This window comes from Bradyrhizobium sp. UFLA06-24 (assembly GCF_054967145.1).
Genome location: NZ_JADFUE010000008.1, coordinates 34,538 through 51,716, shown reverse-complemented (window position 1 = coordinate 51,716; position 17,179 = coordinate 34,538). Strand labels below are relative to the sequence as shown.

The following is a 17,179-nucleotide window of genomic DNA, read 5'->3' as shown; positions in this document are numbered from 1 at the left end:
AAGAAGGTAAAGATCACCGCGACGCCGAGACAACTGGCTGCCGCGCCTCTTGCGATGATGATCGTCATTCCTATATAGGCGCGCGATCGCGGCCGGTCTCAGCCAAGCCGCCAGCCGACTTCCTGGGTAAAGCTTTCGTAGAAGGCGCGGTCGTAGACCTGCTCCGGCGTCGCGCGGACGCGCTCGTCGAGGCGCTTTGCGTCTTCACCCACCAGGATGCGCCACCGCTCGGCTTTCACGCCGTCAAGGATGATTTTGGCGGCTTGCGCGGCCGTGGTCGGCGCATCCTCGAGAAAGCTGCGGGCCCGCTCGGCGAAGACCGCCTGAATGTCCTCGTCCGACATTTTGTCAGCATCTGGCACCCCGGCGGCGACCATCCGCTTGCGCGTCAGAACGACTTCGTCGGCGTTGAGACGCTCCGATCCGTCGGCGCTCTGCACCTTGCGTGAGTTGGAGACGATCGAGGTGCCGATATGGCCGGGCATCACCACCGAACATTTGACATGCGGCGCGTGCAGACGGAGATCGTTGATCAGCGCTTCGGTAAATCCTTTCACGGCGAACTTCGCCGAGCTGTAGGCGGTGTGCGCCTGGTTCATGCCGATCGAGGCCCAGAAGCCGTTGACGCTGGCGGTGTTGATGATGTGGGCTTCGTCCGCCGCAACCAGCATCGGCAGGAAGGTGCGGACGCCGAGATAGACCCCGCCCCAGCAGATGTTGAAGGTGCGCTCCCATTGCTCGCGCGTGTTGGTGAACAGGCTGCCACCGCCGCCGATGCCGGCGTTGTTGAATAGCAGATGGATCTTGTCCGCCTTCTGCTGCTCGGAGAGCTCGTCGCGAAAACGCTTGAGATGATCCTCGATCGACACGTCGGCGACATGCGTCGTGACGCGCAGGCCCTGCGGTAGCTTCTCGGTCTCGCACAGTCGCTTGGTTTCGGCCATGGCGGCTTCCGAGACGTCGCACATCGCGACGTTGCAGCCCTCGGCAACGAGCTGCCGGGCGAGCTCACGCCCCATGCCCGTGCCGCCACCGGTGATGACGGCGATCTTTCCAGCAAATGCCTTCATGGGACTTTCGGCCCCTCCCCTTGTCGGTCTGTTTCTTCGTCGTTGGCGCGACGCGCGCAAAATGTAGCAGCGCCGCACCCGCAGGTAAAAGCGGATCGGCGCTGCCGGTTCACATCGGTTATTTCGGCGTGCGGACTATTCGGCCGCCTCGATCTGCCGCCCGTCGAGCGCGCCAAGCGCTTCCAGCGCCTTGCGAGTCGCCGCCTGCTGCGCAGGTGACGCCTCCGGCATCGGTGCGCGCGGATAGGTCATGGGCAGGCCCTGGAGCGTCTGCGCGTAACGCGTACAGGCCGGCAGATTGTCGGCAATGATGGCGTTCCACAGCGTCAGCAGCTTCTTGTGCAATTCGAGCGCGCGCGGATGATCGCCTGCCTTCACCGCATCCCACAGCGCCACGGAGGCGTGCGGCGCGGCGGTCAGGATCGCGGCGATCGAGCCATGGGCGCCCAGCGTGTAGGAGGGATACATCAGGGCATCGACCGCGCTGAAGATCAGCTTGTCGGGCGCCATCATCATGAGATCCGCGAACAGCTTGAGATCGCCCGCGCTCTGCTTCACGCCGATGACCAGCGGTACTTCGGCCATGATCCGCGTCAGCAACGCCGGCGACAAATACGACCACGGGACTACGTTGTAGATGATGATGGGCATGCCGGTCTCGTCGGCCATGGCGCGGAAATGCGCGACCATCGCATCGTCATCCGGCTTGAACAGGTAATGCACCGGCGTCACCTGGAGCGCTGCGACATTCATGTCGCGCACGAGCTTGCCGCGGCGGATCGCATCGCGCGTGGAATCGACGATGATGCCGGCGATGACGGGAATGCGCCCCTTCACCGCCTCCACCGTCGCCGCCATCAGATCGCGATATTCCTCGTGGTCGAGCGTGTGGCCCTCGCCGGTCGAGCCGCCGGCGGCAACGCCATGCGCGCCGGCGCCGATCATCCAGTCGACTTGCGGCGCTATGAGCTGATAGTCGATCTCGCCATCTTTCCGGAACGGGGTCGTCATCGGCGGGATCACGCCGGATGGTCGTGCCTTCATCGTCTGCCCTCGCGTTTCCATTGTCGTGTCACGGTCCCGCTCTTTTGACGGGTATTCCGCACGCCGCAAAGCCTATCGGCTCGGCCGTTGCTGTGAAGGGCGGCTGACGCGGCACTGCCCCCACAATCGCTCATCTCTGCTCTCTTCTCTGCGGGTTCCCCGTAGTTCCCCGGCTTCGGTTTATGGGCAATTTTTTTACAATCCGAATCGTCAAATGGGGACGCTGGGGCGAGCAGGCCCAGCCAGCGTGTCGTATCAGGCACAGGCTGTGGCACTCGGCTTGCATCCCCCTCGTGGTCGAAACTACCAATGAGGTGACTGGAATGTTCATAACCGTCGTTGCCGTGCTCTGCCGGCTTGGCGCTGCTGCCTCGGGCAGCTGTGTCGAGGAAATCGTGACCGACAGCAACATGACGCCCGATATGTCGATGATGGCGTGCGCGGTCGGTGCCCAGGCCCCGCTTGCAAAGTGGATGGGCGAGCACCCGATCTATCACGCCAACTGGCGCCTCGAGCGCTTCAAATGCGTGCCGGGTCATTACGAGATCAAGGGCCATGCCTAGGACCCCGCAAAACTACTGATACCGAGGAAACGCCCGGGGGCCGCTCTTGCCCTTCCGTGCGACACGATCAGCACCAAAGTCTGCCTGCGCCAACGTCTCGCCCGTGGCGCCCATTGTGATTTCAGTCACGTTCTCTGTTCAAGCCACCGCCCGCAAAATCATCGCACGCGCGCGCCGGCCCTCCGGCGTCGGCATCATCGCGTAATTGTGCGGCTGATCCCGCCACAGATGCAGCTCGACCGGCACGCCTGCCGCCCGCACGCGCACGGCGAGATCGGCGCTGTCAGGGTAAAACAGATCGCGCGTGCCGGAGAAGATCGTCATCGGCGCAAGCGAACGAAAGGCACCGTTGAGCGGGCTGACGAAGGGATGGCCGACATCAAGCTCGCCGGCATAGAGCCTTCCCGCTTCGACAATCCCGGGAATGTCCTGGATCGGATCGCGCGCTGCAAGATCCGCTTGCTCAGGGCGGCTCACAGACGCGTCAACCCCGGGCGAAATCAATACCAGCCTGCTCGGCTGCCGATGGCCGTGATCGCGCAGCCATTGGCACGCAGCAAGCGCGAGACCCGCGCCGGCCGAGTTGCCGACCACCGTGACCTTTGCAGACCCTGCGTCCTCCAGCAGCATGCGCAACAGCTCAGCCGTCTTTGGCACGACCTCTTTGGCGGTGGCGCGCGGCGCAAGCGGATAGATCGGCACGACGCAGACGATTCCGGCCTTGCGCGTCATCTGGCCGACAAAGCGCCAATGCGCCGGCGCGATCTCGTTGATGTAGCCGCCGCCATGCAGGAACATGACGTGGTTGCAGCCCTCATGCCCCGAGGACGGCGCGGTGTAATAGACCGGCCAACCACCCATCTTGGTCAGGATCGCCTCGACGCCGCGGCCGAGCCCCACCGGCTCGAACGAGGCCGGCTGCAAGGCAAGCCTCTGCACATGAGCCTGCACGGCCTCGGCCGACCCAAGCTGCTGCTTGTAGGGAAGCAACCGGAGCAGCAGGTTGAAGACTTGGCTCTGCAAGCTCGGCGCAGGATCGTGCCGGGCCGGTGGACCGAAGATGCAGCTGCCCGGGCAAAACTGCAGGGCCGACACGATCCTGGCAACGCTCATGGCCACATCCCCATCCGGCTCCTTGGACACGGCGACAAAGAGGCTTGCCGATCCGTCGCCACTTGCCAATATAATGCGAGCATTCACTCGCTTTTCCTACTCGCATTAGATCACAAGGCCGTGGCCAGCAAACCGCCTACAACACCTCGGAAAAATGCCTCGCAGGAACGATCCCGCGCCACGGTCGACGCGCTGATCGAGGCGACTGCTCGCATTCTGGTCCGGGAGGGTTTTGAAAAGACGAGCACCAACCGCATCGCCGAGGTCGCCGGCGTCAGCGTCGGCTCGCTCTATCAATATTTTCCGGGCAAGGAGGCGCTCGTCGCCGCCGTGATCCACCGCCACCAGGAGGAGATCATGGCCATCGTCCGCACCACACTCCGCGAAATCGCGGACATGCCGATCGAGAAAGCCGTGCGCCGCCTCGTCAGCGTCGCGATCGAAACCCACCGCATCAACCCGAAACTGCAGCGCGTCCTCGCCGAGCAGATCCCCCGCGCCGGAAAGCTCGACAGCGAAGCCTTCATCCGCGAGGTCCACAGCCTGGTGCGCGCCTATTTCGAGAAGCATTGCAAGGAACTGCGCAAGATCGATCTCGACATCGCAACCTTCATCTGCGTCAGCACAATCGAAGCCGTGGCGCACAATGTGGTGCTGAACCAGGCAGAGGTGTTGCCGGAGAAGATGGTGAAGGTGCTGGTGGAGGAGACGACGAGGATGGTGGTGGGGTATTTGAGGTAGCTGGCGATGGACCCTCGCCCTGACCGCCACGCATGCGGCACTGGCTGACGCGGGCTCCGCACTGACCGTCAATCCACCCGACAAATGATCTGAAAAAATGGTCGGAGCGAGAGGATTTGAACCTCCGACCCCTAGTCTCCCAGACTAGTGCGCTAACCGGGCTGCGCCACGCTCCGAACGTCGTTCCATTAGCTAGGATCGGCGCGATGCGCAAGGCGAGCCGCACCATTTTGATGGCCCTCGAGACCGGCTCGGAGCCGATCGTCATCGGAACCACCGGCAGAGCCGGGCCGAATGCAGCCCTACCCGTCCTTCAGCGCTTGATCCAGCATCTCCTTGCAGGCGACGAGGTCGGCGAGCACCCGTCCGAGCCGTTCCCGATCCAGCGCGCTGGGGCCGGGGGGCGCGGCGGCAGCGCCGCCCTTGCGGAAGGTGGTGAGGATCTCCTCGTCGTCGACCTCCGTGAAGCGGAAGTCGATGCCTTCCTCTTCGTCGCCCTGGTAGTCGTCATCGTCGGTGTCAGTGACGCCCTTGATGGGGGCTTCGTCCTCAGGCTCCATCAGGCTGGCGCCGATGGCGTCCTCGATCGCCCCGAACGAGACCGCAGCCGCGCCGTCGGCCAGGCCCTGCACCGATTTGACGCCGTGCTCCTTCAGGATCCGCTGCACCCCGCGGATGGTATAGCCCTCCCCGTAGAGCAGCCTGCGGATGCCCTTGAGCAGGTCGACGTCGTCGGGGCGGTAATAGCGACGGCCGCCGCTGCGCTTCATCGGCTTGATCTGCGAGAAGCGGGTCTCCCAGAACCGCAGCACGTGCTGCGGAATGTCGAGCTCCTGCGCTACTTCGCTGATGGTTCGGAACGCATCCGGCGCCTTGTCCAAATGCCAATCCTTTCCGGAGGGCTGTTAGGCCTCTTGAGGAGCCTTGGTGGCGTCACCATTGGTGCGGTGCTGCGCGTTGATCCGCTGCTTCAGGATCGCCGAGGGCTTGAACACCATCACCCGCCGCGGCGAGATCGGCACCTCGGTGCCAGTCTTCGGGTTGCGGCCGATGCGCTGGCCCTTCTTGCGGACCATGAAGGACCCGAACGAGGACAGCTTCACCGTCTCGCCCTTCTCAAGGCAGTCGGTGATCTCCTTCAGCACGAGTTCCACGAAGGCGGACGATTCCGTGCGCGACAGGCCCACCTTTTGGTAGACGGCTTCGCACAGATCAACTCGCGTTACGGTTTTGCTGGTCTCGGTCATCGCCCTGCCCCACATCACGGCGAACAATTGTTGTCTGAAATTATGAGCTTACGATACGGCGGTCAACAGCGCTCATCAATGCAGACGCATCGATAATCCGAGCTAATTCCGGCAAAATTTTATCTGATGTGGCTTTACCACCGCACCAGCGCGGAGCCCCAGGTGAAGCCGCCGCCCATGGCTTCCAGCAGAACCATGTCGCCGCGCTTGATGCGGCCGTCCTTGCGCGCCACGGCCAGCGCCAGCGGGATCGAGGCGGCCGAGGTGTTGCCATGACGGTCGACCGTCAGCACCACCTTCTCCGGCGCGATATGGAGCTTGTGGGCGGATGCGTCGATGATTCGCTTGTTGGCTTGGTGCGGCACGAACCAGTCGATGCTGTCGGCATTGAGGCCGGTCGCCTGGAAGGCATCGACGATCACGTCGGTGATCATGCCGACCGCATGCTTGAAGACCTCCCGGCCCTCCATGCGCAGATGGCCGACGGTCTGGGTCGAGGACGGCCCGCCATCGACGAACAGCTTTGCCTTGTGCCGGCCGTCGGAGCGCAGATGCGTGGTGACGACGCCGCGGTCGGTCGCGGCATTGCCCGGCTGCTCCTGCGCCTCCAGCACGACCGCGCCCGCGCCGTCGCCGAACAGCACGCAGGTGCCGCGGTCGTTCCAGTCGAGGATGCGCGAGAAGGTCTCGGCCCCGATCACCAGCGCGCGCTTGTAGGCGCCGGTGCGCAGGAAATTGTCGGCGGTTGCGAGCGCGAACACGAAGCCGGAGCACACCGCCTGGAGATCGAACGCCGCGCCGTGATTGATGCCGAGCGCATTCTGCACGGCGACTGCGGTCGCTGGAAAGGTGTTGTCCGGCGTCGAGGTCGCCAGCACGATCAGTTCGATCGACTGCGCGTCCACGCCGGCGTCCGAGAGCGCGGCCTGCGCCGCATTGATCGCCAGATGGGAGGTGAATTCGCCTTCGGAGGCAATGTGCCGTTCGCGAATGCCGGTTCGCTGCACGATCCACTCGTCGGACGTGTCGATACGCGCCGCCAATTGGGCGTTGGTCACCACCTGCTCCGGCAGGTAAGAGCCGCAGCCGAGCACGACCGAACGAATTTGAGTCACGAAACAGCCTCCTGCGCGGATTGCACGGAATTGAGTGCACCACCCTCGCGGTTGAGCATCTGATTGATCTTGTTCAGGAGATCGTAGTGAGCCATCTCATAGCCAACATCGATCGCATAGGCAAAGCCTTCGGCGTTGATTCCGCCGTGGCTTTTGACGACAAGCCCGTTAAGTCCCAGCAACACGCCGCCGTTCGACTTGTTCGGATCCATCTTGTCACGGAGGGCCTGGAAGGCCTTGCGGGCAAAGACATAACCGACCTTGGACAGCCAGCTGCGCTGGATTTCGTTGCGGAGTAAGTCCGCCATCTGACGCGCGGTTCCTTCGGCAGCCTTGAGCGCGATGTTGCCGCTATACCCTTCGGTCACGATCACATCGGCCACGCCCTTGCCGATGCCGTCGCCCTCGACGAAGCCGATATATTCGAGTTCGGGCAGGTTCATCGCGCGCAGGATTTCGCCGGCCTCGCGGATCTCCTCATGTCCCTTGATTTCCTCGGTACCGATGTTGAGCAGGCCGACGGTGGGGCGTTTCTTGTCGAACACCACGCTCATCATGGCCGCGCCCATGATCGCAAGCGCAACCAGATGGCGCGCATCGCCGCCGATGGTGGCGCCGAGATCGAGCACGACGGACTCGCCGCGCCGGGTCGGCCAGATCGCGCTGATGGCCGGACGGTCAATGCCCGGCAGCGTGCGTAGATGGAACCGGGCCATCGCCATCAGCGCGCCGGTATTGCCGGCGGAGACCGCGACGTCGGCCTCGCCCTTTTTCACAGCGTCGATGGCAAGCCACATCGAGGACGTCTTGCGGCCGCGCCGCAGGGCCTGACTCGGCTTGTCCGAGCCGCTGACGGCGACGTCGGTATGGATGATCTTCGCAGCGGCCTTGAGCTCGGGGTGCCGGTCGAGCTCGGGCTCGATCTTGGCGCGGTCCCCGACCAGCAGGAATTCGGTATCGCGGTGCCTCCGAAGCGAGATGGCGGCGCCTGGAATGACCACGGCAGCACCGTCATCGCCCCCCATGGCGTCCAGCGCGATGCGAACCTTGCTTGGCATAGAAGTCCCGGAAACCTGGTCTGGTGCGGTCTTGAACGAGCGGGCCGCAAAAAATGGGTACGCCACGGACATGGCGACCGGCCAAGCGCCACGCCGCACCCGGACCGGGGCGGACAATAGCGTTTTGTTATCCCGAAACAACCTCTTGCCCCCAGCCTTTTGGACTAAGGGCGATCCCGCGGCAGGCCGCCAAAACTCGCAATAACTATTATATATCAAGAAGATAATAAAATATCTGAAACCAGCCCCGTAAACACTTCGCCTCCCCTGGCAAAGCGGTCTTACGGGGAATGCCCAGCTATTTGCCCTTCTTCTTACCCTGCTTGTTGTCCTGAAGCGCCTTCAGCGCTGCGAACGGATGGTCCTCGGGGTCGGGCGCGATGACTTCGGCTTCGAACACGGCGCCAGGCTTGCGAGGATACGGATCGATCGCGAGGAACAGCGCATCGGTCGCGATCCGCCCGAGATCGATGATCCCGTTGACGATGGCCTCCGGGGGATCGGCGACCTCCGGCGGGTCCTCGCCGTCCTGGCCTTGCTCGATCAGGTCCTCCAGCCGCCGCGTTTCGGCCTCGGGCGCAAAGGTCAGGTCGACCTCCTCGTCGATCTCGCTCTCGATCGGATCGAGCGTGACGACGCAGATCTGGCCGACCCTAGCCCGGACGCGGCCGGTGACCTGGACCCGGCCACCGCTCTTCGGCACGACGTCGAAGTCGGCATGGGCCGACAGGATGTCGCGTAGGCCCGCGAGATCGGCCATGGCCTGGCGCTCGGCCCCCGATGCTTCAAGCGCGCGGTGCAGGCCGGTATCGGGAATCTGCGCTACCGCCACGGGCGAGCGCCAGGGATCGGGTTGGGATCCGGTCATCGGTCGATTCATGACATCTCGCCCTCCCGAAGCTGTGCGGGAAATTTGAAGGATCCGAGCAGCAGCGCCGGATCGCCGGTCCGGTCGAGATCCGCATTCGCGGCCTCTGCATAGACGGCCAGCCGCTGTGCGTGATCCATCCCTGCCCCATTCAAGATATTCTTGCAGATCGCCTGCGCCAGCGCCTCAGTGCCTTTATCGATGGCCTGGTCGTAGGCCTGGACGCGGCCGTAAAAGGCCTCGCCGAACGCCCGCATCCGTTTCGGGACTGTCTGGTCGCCCACGCCCATCTCGCGCAGATTGTCGTCCATGTCCTCGCAGAAGCGGTCGAACAGCGCTTGCGACAGCCCAGCCCCGCCTTGAACCGTCCGCAGCCGCCGCAGCAACAGCCAGAGGTGCAGGAGCAACAGATCGAAACGCCCATTAACCGTATCCGGTACGCCCAACTCCCGGTAAAATATGGGTTCTCGCGCCTGCGTCACGATCATGCCATAGATGGCCTCAATGGTGCCGGCCGGGGCTAGCCGGGGTTTCCTGAAGTGATTGAACGGCCAAAGCATTGTGGTTTCCGCAAGCGGGCGCGCGCGAGTTGCATTCAGAGCCTCCGCCCGGTACTTCAGCGCCTCGCGCGACGCAAGGGGACGGAATCAGTTCCGCTATGACCATAACGAACCAGACCAGCCTGCGCGCAACTCGGCGGCGCGGCCTTCATGCGGCTTGGCGCGGCCTGCGCATGCTCGCGGCCGTGACCCTGGTCGGTGCTGCCCTTGCAGGCTGCGCCGGCGAGCAGTTCCAGAAGGGCTACATCCTGCCGCCCGGCGCGCTGGAGCAGATTCCGATCGGCGCGAGCCAGGATCAGGTGCTGATCGTGATGGGCACGCCCTCCACCGTCGCGACGCTGGACGGCGAGGTGTTCTATTACATTTCGCAGCGCTCCGAGCGCATGGTTGCGTTTATGAATCAGAAGGTGGTCGACCAGCGCGTGATCGCGATCTATTTCGACAAGAACCGGCGTGTGCGCCGGCTTGCGAATTACGGCCTGCAGGACGGCAAGATCTTCGACTCCATCAGCCGCACCACGCCGACGTCGGGTCAGGAGATGAGCTACCTCGCGCCGCTGTTCAAGCTGCTCAGCTTTAACTGAGTCTTCAGCCTGCGGCGTCGCGCCGCTCTTTGCGCAACACGTGCGGGCGTGTGCGACTTGCCGTTGCACGCTCGGTTCCCTACGCTCTCTGCAAAACAAAGCCGGGAGTGGATTCGTGCCCAACAAAAGTTTGTCCCGCCGTCGCCTGCTCGCCGGTGCCGCTGGTCTGTCGGCTGCAGCCATCCTGCCGCGATCGAGCCTTGCGGACTGGAAGCCGACCGAGAACATCCGCATCATCGTGCCGGCCGCAGCCGGCGGCTCGACGGATGTGATGGGCCGCCTGCTTGCTGCCCATCTGCAGTCCGCCTGGGGCCAGACTGCGGTCGTGGAGAACCGCTCGGGTGGCGGCGGAACGATCGGCACCGCCGAGGTCGTTCGCTCCAAGGCCGACGGCCACACCATCCTGATCGGCAATCCCGGTCCGAACGCGATCGCCTACAGCATCTTCAAGAACCTCACCTACAAGCCGGACCAGCTCCAGCCTGTGACCAACATGATCCGGATCCCGAACATCGTGTCGGCGCATCCGAAGACCGGCATCAAGTCCGTCGCCGAACTGATCGCCTATCTGAAAGCCAATCCGGACAAGCTGAGCTACGCCTCATCAGGCGTCGGCCAGAGCCCGCACCTCACCGGCGCCTGGTTTCTCCAGCTCACCGGGCTGAAGATGACGCACATCCCGTTCCGCGGTGCCGGCCCCGCGCTCCAGGCCGCGCTCGCCGGCGACATCCAGATCCTGTTCGACAATCTCTACCCGAGCTTGCCGCAGGTGCAGAACGGCACGCTCAACGGCCTCTGCGTCACCACCACCGAGCGCAGCGAGCTCGCACCGAACCTGCCGACCATGCGCGAGAGCGCGCCGGAGCTTGCGAATTTCGACGTGTCGTCCTGGTTCTCGGTGTTCCTGCCGAAGGGCGTCCCTGCCCCGGTGCTCGAGGCGCTCAATCTCCAGGTCAAGGCGATGCTGGAGCGCGACGACATCAAGAAGCAGATCTCCGCCATGGGCGCCCGCGCCGATTACGGCACGCCACAGCAATTCGCCGAGTTCGTGGACGCCGAGACGAAGAAATTCGCCGGCATCATCCAGAAGGAAGGCTTGCAGATGGACGTGCAGTAGGCGCCGCTCCCCTCATTGCGAGCGAAGCGAAGCAATCCAGACTGCTACAGCGGAAAGACCCTGGGTTGCTTCGTCGCAAGAGCTCCTCGCAATGACGCGGCGAGAGTCTGCGGTCTACCAAACGAAGACCCCGCGGCTTACGCCGCGGGGTCTTGTCTTGTGTCGTTTGCGCCGACTCAGTGTGCCAGAATCGCCAGCAGCAGCAACGCCACGATGTTGGTGATCTTGATCATCGGATTCACCGCGGGGCCCGCCGTATCCTTGTAGGGATCACCGACGGTGTCGCCGGTCACCGCGGACTTGTGGGCATCACTGCCCTTGCCGCCGAAGTGGCCGTCCTCGATGTACTTCTTGGCGTTGTCCCAGGCGCCGCCGCCCGAGGTCATGGAGATCGCGACGAACAGGCCCGTCACGATCACGCCGAGCAGCATGGCGCCGACAGCGGAGAACGCCGCCGACTTGCCGGCAACGCCTCCGCCCGCGATCGCGTAGATCACGAAGTAGACGACGATCGGCGACAGCACCGGCAGCAGCGAGGGGATGATCATCTCCTTGATCGCCGCTCGCGTGAGCAGGTCGACCGCCTTGCCGTAGTCGGGCTTGTCGGTGCCCTGCATGATGCCCGGCTTCTCGCGGAACTGACGCCGGACCTCCTCGACGATCGCGCCGGCCGCACGGCCCACCGCGGTCATACCCATCGCACCGAACAGGTACGGCAAGAGACCGCCGAACAGCAGGCCCACCACGACGTAGGGATTGTTCAGCGAGAAGTCCGGATTGACGCCGGCGAAGTAGGCGTGATGCGCGCTGTCTCCAACGAAGAACTTGAGGTCCTGGTTGTAGGCCGCGAACAGCACGAGGGCACCGAGACCGGCGGAGCCGATCGCGTATCCCTTCGTCACCGCCTTGGTGGTGTTGCCGACCGCGTCGAGCGCGTCGGTCGACTTGCGTACTTCCTTCGGCAGGCCCGCCATTTCGGCGATGCCGCCGGCGTTGTCGGTCACCGGACCGAACGCGTCGAGCGCCACGATCATGCCGGCCAGCGCCAGCATGGTGGCGGTCGCGATCGCGATGCCGAACAGGCCGGCAAGGCTGTAGGTGATCAGGATGCCGGCGATGATGACGATCGCGGGCAGCGCCGTCGCCTCCATCGAGACGGCAAGTCCCTGGATCACGTTGGTGCCGTGGCCGGTCACCGAGGCCTGGGCGATCGACTTCACCGGACGATAGTCGGTGCCGGTGTAGTATTCGGTGATCCAGATGATCAGCGCGGTAACGACGAGGCCGACCACGCCGCATTCGAACAGCGCCATGCCGGTGTAGTCGACGCCCTCGAGCTTGCCGAAGCCGATCAGGTAGTAGATCACCACGGCAATGCCGATCAGCGACAGAATGCCGGTTGCGATCAGGCCTTTATAGAGGGCGCCCATGATCGACTGGCTCGGCCCGAGCTTCACGAAGAACGTGCCGATGATCGAGGTGATGATGCAGATGCCGCCGATGGCGAGCGGCAGCGTCATCATGTTGGCGAGGATCGGCGTCTTGGCGAAGAAGATCGCCGCCAGCACCATGGTGGCGACCGCCGTCACCGCGTAGGTCTCGAACAGGTCGGCCGCCATGCCGGCGCAGTCACCGACGTTGTCGCCGACGTTATCGGCAATCGTCGCCGGGTTGCGCGGATCGTCCTCCGGGATGCCCGCTTCGACCTTGCCGACGAGGTCGCCGCCAACATCGGCACCCTTGGTGAAGATGCCGCCGCCGAGACGGGCGAAGATCGAGATCAGCGAGGCGCCGAAGCCGAGCGCCACCATGGCGTCGACCACGGTGCGGCTATCGGGCGGGAGATTCAGCGAGTGGACCAGGAAGCCGAAATAGAGCGTCACGCCCAACAGGGCGAGACCGGCCACCAGCAGGCCGGTGATCGCGCCCGCCTTGAAGGCGAGTTCGAGGCCGCCGGCGAGCGAGGTCGTCGCGGCCTGGGCGGTGCGCACATTGGCACGGACCGAGACGTTCATGCCGATGAAGCCGGCCGCCCCCGACAGGATGGCGCCGATGGCGAAACCGATCGCGACATAGAGCCCGAGGAAATAGGCAAGCAGCACGAAGATGACGATGCCGACGATACCGATCGTGGTGTATTGCCGGCGCAGATAAGCCTGTGCGCCCTCGCGCACCGCTCCTGCAATTTCCTGCATGCGCGGCGACCCCGCATCCGCGCCCAACACCGAAGACGTCGCCCAAATCGCGTAGACGACGGAAAGCACTCCGCAGAGCACTATCAACCATAATGCTGTCATGTGATTTTTTGCCTCAGATCCTTGATGTATCCCCAGCGCCTTTGTTGTCCGTCTCGCGGTGCAGCGCCTTGATTTTGAACAAAGCCGCCCCTTTCCCGAAGAGGCGGCTCCAGTCGTTCGCAAGCTTGCCAAAATCAAATTGAGGGTGCAACGCCGGATCAGGCCGAAAAAGCCGATCTCGGCAGGTATTTAGACCTAATCCCGAGGGGACGGCCTCGGCTGCCTCAAGCCGCCGCCCTCACGGCATGCCGGGAGGAAGAGGCCAATTCCAGGGTCTGTCCGCCGGCCGTTGTGCGCCGGTTGAAGATCTTGACCTCGTAGACGCTGCCGCTCGCACTGGTTTCCAGTGACACCGAAACGACCTGGTCGAGCGTGAGGACGCCAAGCGGGACATCCTGGTCAGGCAGGATCAGCGTCGCCAGTTCGCTGACGAACACGATCACCAGATGGCCTTTTGCCATGTTGCTCTTCGACAGCAACCGCAACTGGCCGTGATAAGGCTGCCGGGTCCAGGCCGACGGCAGGCCGGGATCGACTACGACCTGGATATTGTTTGTCTGGGGATGCACGGTAAGCACCATCTTCGCCAGATCGGGCTTCCAGTGCATGGGCAGCGCCGGCATCGTTTTCCAGAGACAATCGAACGCCGCGCACTCGCTGGGCAGATGGTCGTGGATCGTGCAGCCCCGGCCGGGCCGGCAATGCGAGCACCATTTGCCGGCGGGCTTGCCGAATGCGACCACATTGTACACTTTGCAGCAGAGCGTGCAGCCTCCGCATTCGCGCGCGGCGGCTGCCGGCGCCTCGCTCGAACCTGCGACGATGGCCGTCATCGAATCAAATCCATTGGCTGGTTTTGCATCAATGGATACGGATACAGCGTTTGGCTGTCGCGAGGGTTGCGCCGTCAGGTATCAGGGACAGTCAGGGTCGAAGGCAAGCTGGCTTCAGAAATGGCTATAGGACAGCCGCTTCAAGGCGAGCTCCTGCCCCTGCCCGTCCAGGAAGCGTGGCCGCTCGTGGCCGGCGACGATGGTGCCGATCGCCGTGACGGCCAGACCTGCCGCCCGACCCGCGGCAATCAGCGCATCGCTCTGTGCAGGCGGGACCGTACACAGCACCTCGTAATCGTCGCCCCCGGCAAGCAGCGTCTCAACGCAAATGGCCTTGCGCACGATCAGGCCCGCCGCCGCGGCGGAGAGTGGCACAGTCTCCACATTGACAATGGCCGAGACGCCGGATGCAGCACAGAGTTTGGTCAGATCGCCGGCGAGCCCATCGGAGACGTCCATCGCGGCCGTTGCATGGTCGCGCACGGCCTGCGCCAGCATGTTGCGCGGCTGCGGGATCCGATAGCGCGAGATGAGAGCGTCTTTTGCGGCGATATCGGACGCGAGCGCCGTAGCCGCTGCGCCGCCGGTCAGCACGTCGAGTCCGAGCGCGGCATCGCCGATCGTGCCCGTCACCAGGACAATATCGCCCGGCCGCGCGCCGGTACGGCCGACCATCCGCCCCTTCGGCACCCGGCCGAAGGCGGTGATCGAAATCATCTGCGGCCCCGGCGTCGACACCGTGTCGCCGCCAAGCAGCGGACAGGCGAAAGTCTTTGCGTCCTCACCGAGTGCATCCGCGAACGGCCTGAGCCAGGCATCCTCCTTGCTGCGCAACGCCAGCGTCAGCACGAAGCCGGCCGGAGCCGCGCCCTTCGCGGCGAGATCGGACAGGTTCACCCGCAACGCCTTGCGCGCCACGGTATCTGGGGGATCGGAGGCAAGATAATGCACGCCCTCAACCACGGCGTCCGTGGTGACGACGATGTCCTCGCCGGACGCGGACAGGACCGCGGCATCGTCGACCAGCCCGAAGGCGCCTGGATCGGTTGCCAGCGGCTTGAAGTAGCGCGCGATGAGGGAGTCTTCGCCGGAAAGATTGGTCGGAGCGGTCATCGATGTCGGCCTTACTCTCCGCTGTCATCGCCCGGCCAGTGCGCAATTGCGCACTAGGACCGGGCGATCCAGTATTCCAGAGACAGTCGTGTGAAACCGATGGGCCGCGGCGTACTGGATCACCCGCTTTCGCGGGTGATGACAGCGCAGCATGGGGCAGCAGCATTGCATGACTTCACCGCCCTCGCGGATAAACTACCCCCGCCCGAACTCGTCACCGCGAAACTGGCGGCCGATCTGGTCGAGCACGGCGTTGACCATGCCGGTCTCCTCGCGGTCGACGAAGGCGTTGGCAACGTCGACATATTCGGACACCACGACGCGGCCCGGCACGTCCTTGCGATGCTGGAGCTCATAGGCCCCTGCCCGCAGCACGGCGCGCAGGATCGCTTCGATCCGCTTCAACGGCCAGCCCTTCGACAGCGCTTCGTCGATCAGCGGATCGAGCTTTTTCTGGTCGCGCACAACGCCGGAGACGACGTCGCGGAAGAACGCGGCTTCCGCCGGCAAATAGGTGTCGCCCTCGACCTCGTTGCCGAGCCAGTGGCTTTCGAACTCGGCAAAGATGTCGTTGATGCCCGCGCCGGCGATATCCATCTGGTACAGCGCCTGGACGGCCGCGAGCCGCGCCGCGCCGCGCCGGTTCGCCTTCTTCTCGGGAGCGCCCGGTTTCTTTGGATCAGACATGGCTCAGGTCCGGGCCAGGCGGCGCTTGATGCGCAGCATCGCAAGCGCGGCGCGCGCGGCATCGCCGCCCTTGTTGAGCTCGCTTGAGCGCGCCCGCGCCCAGGCTTGGTCCTCGTTGTTGACGGTAAGGATGCCGTTGCCGAGCGGCAGCTTGCGCGCCACGGCGAGGTCCATCAGCGCGCGGGAGGATTCCTGCGAGACGATCTCGAAATGAATGGTGTCGCCGCGGATGACGCAGCCGAGCGCGATCACCGCATCATAGGGCTTGCCGTTCGCCGCGGCTGCGTCGACCGCGATCGCCACCGCCGCCGGAATCTCCAGCGCTCCGGGAACCGTGATGACGTCATGCGTCAGCCCGGCCGCTTTCAGCTCGGCGACAGCGCCGTCCAACAGTGCGTCCTGGAGATCGTCATAGAACCTTGCCTCGACGACGAGCGCACGCGCGCCGGAAATGTCGGTCTGGTCCTTCAGGGGTGCGCGCCGCGCGTCTGCCATCGTCTCAATCCGTTTACTGGGTAGGCGCGTTATGTAGTCGCCGCGGGCGTGGAAGCCAAGTTTTAAACCGTCATTTCCGTCAGCCGCGCCGCATAGCGCGCCATCAGATCGACCTCGATATTGACCTCACTGCCCGCCTTCCAGCCACCGATCGTGGTCACATCAAGCGTATGCGGGATGATCAGGACCGAAAAGGTCACATCCTCAACCGTATTGATCGTCAGTGAGACGCCGTCGAGCGTGATCGAGCCTTTCGTGGCGATGAACCTCGCCAGCTCGCGCGTGGTCGAGAGCTTGAACCGCGCCATCTCGGGCAGGTCCTCGCGGCTGACGATGGTGGCGATGCCGTCGGCATGGCCGGCGACGATATGGCCACCGAGTTCATCACCGATCTTGAGAGCACGCTCGAGGTTGAGCCGCGTGCCCAGCTTCCAGGACTTGGCCGTCGTGAGTGCCAGCGTCTCGGCAGCGGTATCGACCTCGAACCAGGTTTTGCCGCCTGCGACGCCGGAGGCGACGACCGTCAGGCAGACGCCGTTGCACGCGATCGAGGCCCCATCGGCGATGGTGCTCTGATCGTAGCTGCACGCGATGCGCAGGCGGTGCAGCTGGCCCTGCGCCGTTGGCGTGAAGCTGACGATCTCGCCGATATCGGTGACAATGCCGGTGAACAT

At 64.2% G+C, this 17,179-nt stretch carries 19 protein-coding genes and 1 tRNA gene; 4 read left to right on the top strand and 16 right to left on the bottom strand.

The genetic code is table 11. The features are described 5' to 3' along the window. Positions 1-98: 98 nt before the first annotated feature. Positions 99-1,070, bottom strand: a complete 972-nt coding sequence (locus IF809_RS09375) for an SDR family NAD(P)-dependent oxidoreductase (protein ID WP_128966601.1) — start codon at positions 1,068-1,070, stop codon at positions 99-101. Positions 1,071-1,205: 135 nt separating this feature from the next. After that, positions 1,206-2,114 carry a dihydrodipicolinate synthase family protein gene (locus IF809_RS09370; RefSeq protein WP_462837433.1) on the bottom strand — a complete coding sequence of 303 codons (909 nt, stop codon included), beginning with the start codon at positions 2,112-2,114 and terminating at the stop codon, positions 1,206-1,208. 323 nt (positions 2,115-2,437) lie between these two features. Here IF809_RS09370 and IF809_RS09365 point away from each other — a divergent pair, with 323 nt between their 5' ends. After that, complete coding sequence (locus IF809_RS09365) at positions 2,438-2,677, top strand: hypothetical protein (protein ID WP_128966603.1); 240 nt, start codon at positions 2,438-2,440, stop codon at positions 2,675-2,677. A gap of 138 nt (positions 2,678-2,815) precedes the next feature. On the opposite strand, the gene IF809_RS09360 is transcribed toward IF809_RS09365, so the two are convergent. Then, positions 2,816-3,616, bottom strand: coding sequence for an alpha/beta fold hydrolase (locus tag IF809_RS09360; RefSeq protein ID WP_462837432.1), 801 nt, complete (start codon positions 3,614-3,616; stop codon positions 2,816-2,818). On the opposite strand from IF809_RS09360, the gene IF809_RS09355 reads away from it, so the two are divergent. Next, positions 3,617-4,531, top strand: coding sequence for a TetR/AcrR family transcriptional regulator (locus IF809_RS09355; protein ID WP_244659352.1), 915 nt, complete (start codon positions 3,617-3,619; stop codon positions 4,529-4,531). A 98-nt stretch (positions 4,532-4,629) separates the two neighbouring features. Here the strand turns inward: IF809_RS09355 and IF809_RS09350 are convergent. From IF809_RS09350 to IF809_RS09320, 7 genes are all read right to left on the bottom strand, one after another. Further along, positions 4,630-4,707 (bottom strand) — tRNA-Pro (locus IF809_RS09350). Positions 4,708-4,833: 126 nt separating this feature from the next. Next, entirely contained in the window at positions 4,834-5,412 is a 579-nt protein-coding gene (locus IF809_RS09345) for a MerR family transcriptional regulator (RefSeq protein WP_462837431.1), read from the bottom strand. 24 nt (positions 5,413-5,436) lie between these two features. Next, the gene (locus IF809_RS09340; RefSeq protein WP_177248186.1) at positions 5,437-5,778 is read right to left on the bottom strand and encodes an integration host factor subunit alpha; all 342 of its coding nucleotides are present in this window, start codon (positions 5,776-5,778) and stop codon (positions 5,437-5,439) included. A gap of 134 nt (positions 5,779-5,912) precedes the next feature. Continuing rightward, positions 5,913-6,893: a beta-ketoacyl-ACP synthase III gene (locus IF809_RS09335; RefSeq protein WP_462837430.1), complete on the bottom strand. Its 981-nt coding sequence runs from the start codon at positions 6,891-6,893 to the stop codon at positions 5,913-5,915. Then, positions 6,890-7,951, bottom strand: coding sequence for a phosphate acyltransferase PlsX (plsX, locus tag IF809_RS09330; protein WP_128966608.1), 1,062 nt, complete (start codon positions 7,949-7,951; stop codon positions 6,890-6,892). The genes IF809_RS09335 and plsX overlap by 4 nt, the downstream gene beginning before the upstream one ends. Before the next feature lie 298 nt (positions 7,952-8,249). Then, positions 8,250-8,831 (bottom strand): YceD family protein, encoded by a 582-nt coding sequence (locus IF809_RS09325; protein WP_128966609.1) that lies wholly within the window; start codon positions 8,829-8,831, stop codon positions 8,250-8,252. Next, the gene (locus IF809_RS09320; protein ID WP_462837429.1) at positions 8,828-9,379 is read right to left on the bottom strand and encodes a ubiquinol-cytochrome C chaperone family protein; all 552 of its coding nucleotides are present in this window, start codon (positions 9,377-9,379) and stop codon (positions 8,828-8,830) included. Before IF809_RS09320 ends, IF809_RS09325 begins: the two co-directional genes overlap by 4 nt. A 98-nt stretch (positions 9,380-9,477) precedes the next feature. On the opposite strand from IF809_RS09320, the gene IF809_RS09315 reads away from it, so the two are divergent. Both IF809_RS09315 and IF809_RS09310 read left to right on the top strand, forming a co-directional pair. Then, on the top strand, positions 9,478-9,963 hold the full coding sequence (locus IF809_RS09315) for an outer membrane protein assembly factor BamE (RefSeq protein WP_164938729.1): 486 nt from the start codon (positions 9,478-9,480) through the stop codon (positions 9,961-9,963). Positions 9,964-10,078: 115 nt separating this feature from the next. Beyond that, positions 10,079-11,080, top strand: a complete 1,002-nt coding sequence (locus IF809_RS09310) for a Bug family tripartite tricarboxylate transporter substrate binding protein (protein WP_128966612.1) — start codon at positions 10,079-10,081, stop codon at positions 11,078-11,080. Positions 11,081-11,256: 176 nt separating this feature from the next. Here IF809_RS09310 and IF809_RS09305 read toward each other — a convergent pair whose 3' ends face one another. The 6 genes from IF809_RS09305 to IF809_RS09280 form a co-directional block, all read right to left on the bottom strand. Beyond that, positions 11,257-13,377 carry a sodium-translocating pyrophosphatase gene (locus tag IF809_RS09305; protein ID WP_128966613.1) on the bottom strand — a complete coding sequence of 707 codons (2,121 nt, stop codon included), beginning with the start codon at positions 13,375-13,377 and terminating at the stop codon, positions 11,257-11,259. A gap of 224 nt (positions 13,378-13,601) precedes the next feature. Next, positions 13,602-14,210 carry a hypothetical protein gene (locus IF809_RS09300; RefSeq protein WP_128966614.1) on the bottom strand — a complete coding sequence of 203 codons (609 nt, stop codon included), beginning with the start codon at positions 14,208-14,210 and terminating at the stop codon, positions 13,602-13,604. A 114-nt stretch (positions 14,211-14,324) separates the two neighbouring features. Then, the gene (gene thiL, locus IF809_RS09295; protein WP_128966615.1) at positions 14,325-15,323 is read right to left on the bottom strand and encodes a thiamine-phosphate kinase; all 999 of its coding nucleotides are present in this window, start codon (positions 15,321-15,323) and stop codon (positions 14,325-14,327) included. A gap of 195 nt (positions 15,324-15,518) precedes the next feature. Further along, a complete protein-coding gene (gene nusB / locus IF809_RS09290; RefSeq protein WP_128966616.1) occupies positions 15,519-16,010 on the bottom strand; it encodes a transcription antitermination factor NusB in 492 nt (163 codons plus the stop codon). A gap of 3 nt (positions 16,011-16,013) precedes the next feature. Next, a complete protein-coding gene (ribH, locus tag IF809_RS09285) occupies positions 16,014-16,505 on the bottom strand; it encodes a 6,7-dimethyl-8-ribityllumazine synthase (RefSeq protein ID WP_128966617.1) in 492 nt (163 codons plus the stop codon). A gap of 62 nt (positions 16,506-16,567) precedes the next feature. Then, entirely contained in the window at positions 16,568-17,179 is a 612-nt protein-coding gene (locus IF809_RS09280) for a riboflavin synthase (protein WP_128966618.1), read from the bottom strand.

Coding starts and splice junctions, on each gene's coding strand:
- IF809_RS09375 (WP_128966601.1), bottom strand. CDS start 1,070: ATGAAGGCATTTGCTGGAAAGATCGCCGTCATCACCGGTGGCGGCACG.
- IF809_RS09370 (WP_462837433.1), bottom strand. CDS start 2,114: ATGAAGGCACGACCATCCGGCGTGATCCCGCCGATGACGACCCCGTTC.
- IF809_RS09365 (WP_128966603.1), top strand. CDS start 2,438: ATGTTCATAACCGTCGTTGCCGTGCTCTGCCGGCTTGGCGCTGCTGCC.
- IF809_RS09355 (WP_244659352.1), top strand. CDS start 3,617: ATGAGCCTGCACGGCCTCGGCCGACCCAAGCTGCTGCTTGTAGGGAAG.
- IF809_RS09340 (WP_177248186.1), bottom strand. CDS start 5,778: ATGACCGAGACCAGCAAAACCGTAACGCGAGTTGATCTGTGCGAAGCC.
- plsX (WP_128966608.1), bottom strand. CDS start 7,951: ATGCCAAGCAAGGTTCGCATCGCGCTGGACGCCATGGGGGGCGATGAC.
- IF809_RS09325 (WP_128966609.1), bottom strand. CDS start 8,831: ATGAATCGACCGATGACCGGATCCCAACCCGATCCCTGGCGCTCGCCC.
- IF809_RS09320 (WP_462837429.1), bottom strand. CDS start 9,379: ATGCTTTGGCCGTTCAATCACTTCAGGAAACCCCGGCTAGCCCCGGCC.
- IF809_RS09315 (WP_164938729.1), top strand. CDS start 9,478: ATGACCATAACGAACCAGACCAGCCTGCGCGCAACTCGGCGGCGCGGC.
- IF809_RS09305 (WP_128966613.1), bottom strand. CDS start 13,377: ATGACAGCATTATGGTTGATAGTGCTCTGCGGAGTGCTTTCCGTCGTC.
- IF809_RS09300 (WP_128966614.1), bottom strand. CDS start 14,210: ATGACGGCCATCGTCGCAGGTTCGAGCGAGGCGCCGGCAGCCGCCGCG.
- thiL (WP_128966615.1), bottom strand. CDS start 15,323: ATGACCGCTCCGACCAATCTTTCCGGCGAAGACTCCCTCATCGCGCGC.
- nusB (WP_128966616.1), bottom strand. CDS start 16,010: ATGTCTGATCCAAAGAAACCGGGCGCTCCCGAGAAGAAGGCGAACCGG.
- ribH (WP_128966617.1), bottom strand. CDS start 16,505: ATGGCAGACGCGCGGCGCGCACCCCTGAAGGACCAGACCGACATTTCC.
- IF809_RS09280 (WP_128966618.1), bottom strand. CDS start 17,179: ATGTTCACCGGCATTGTCACCGATATCGGCGAGATCGTCAGCTTCACG.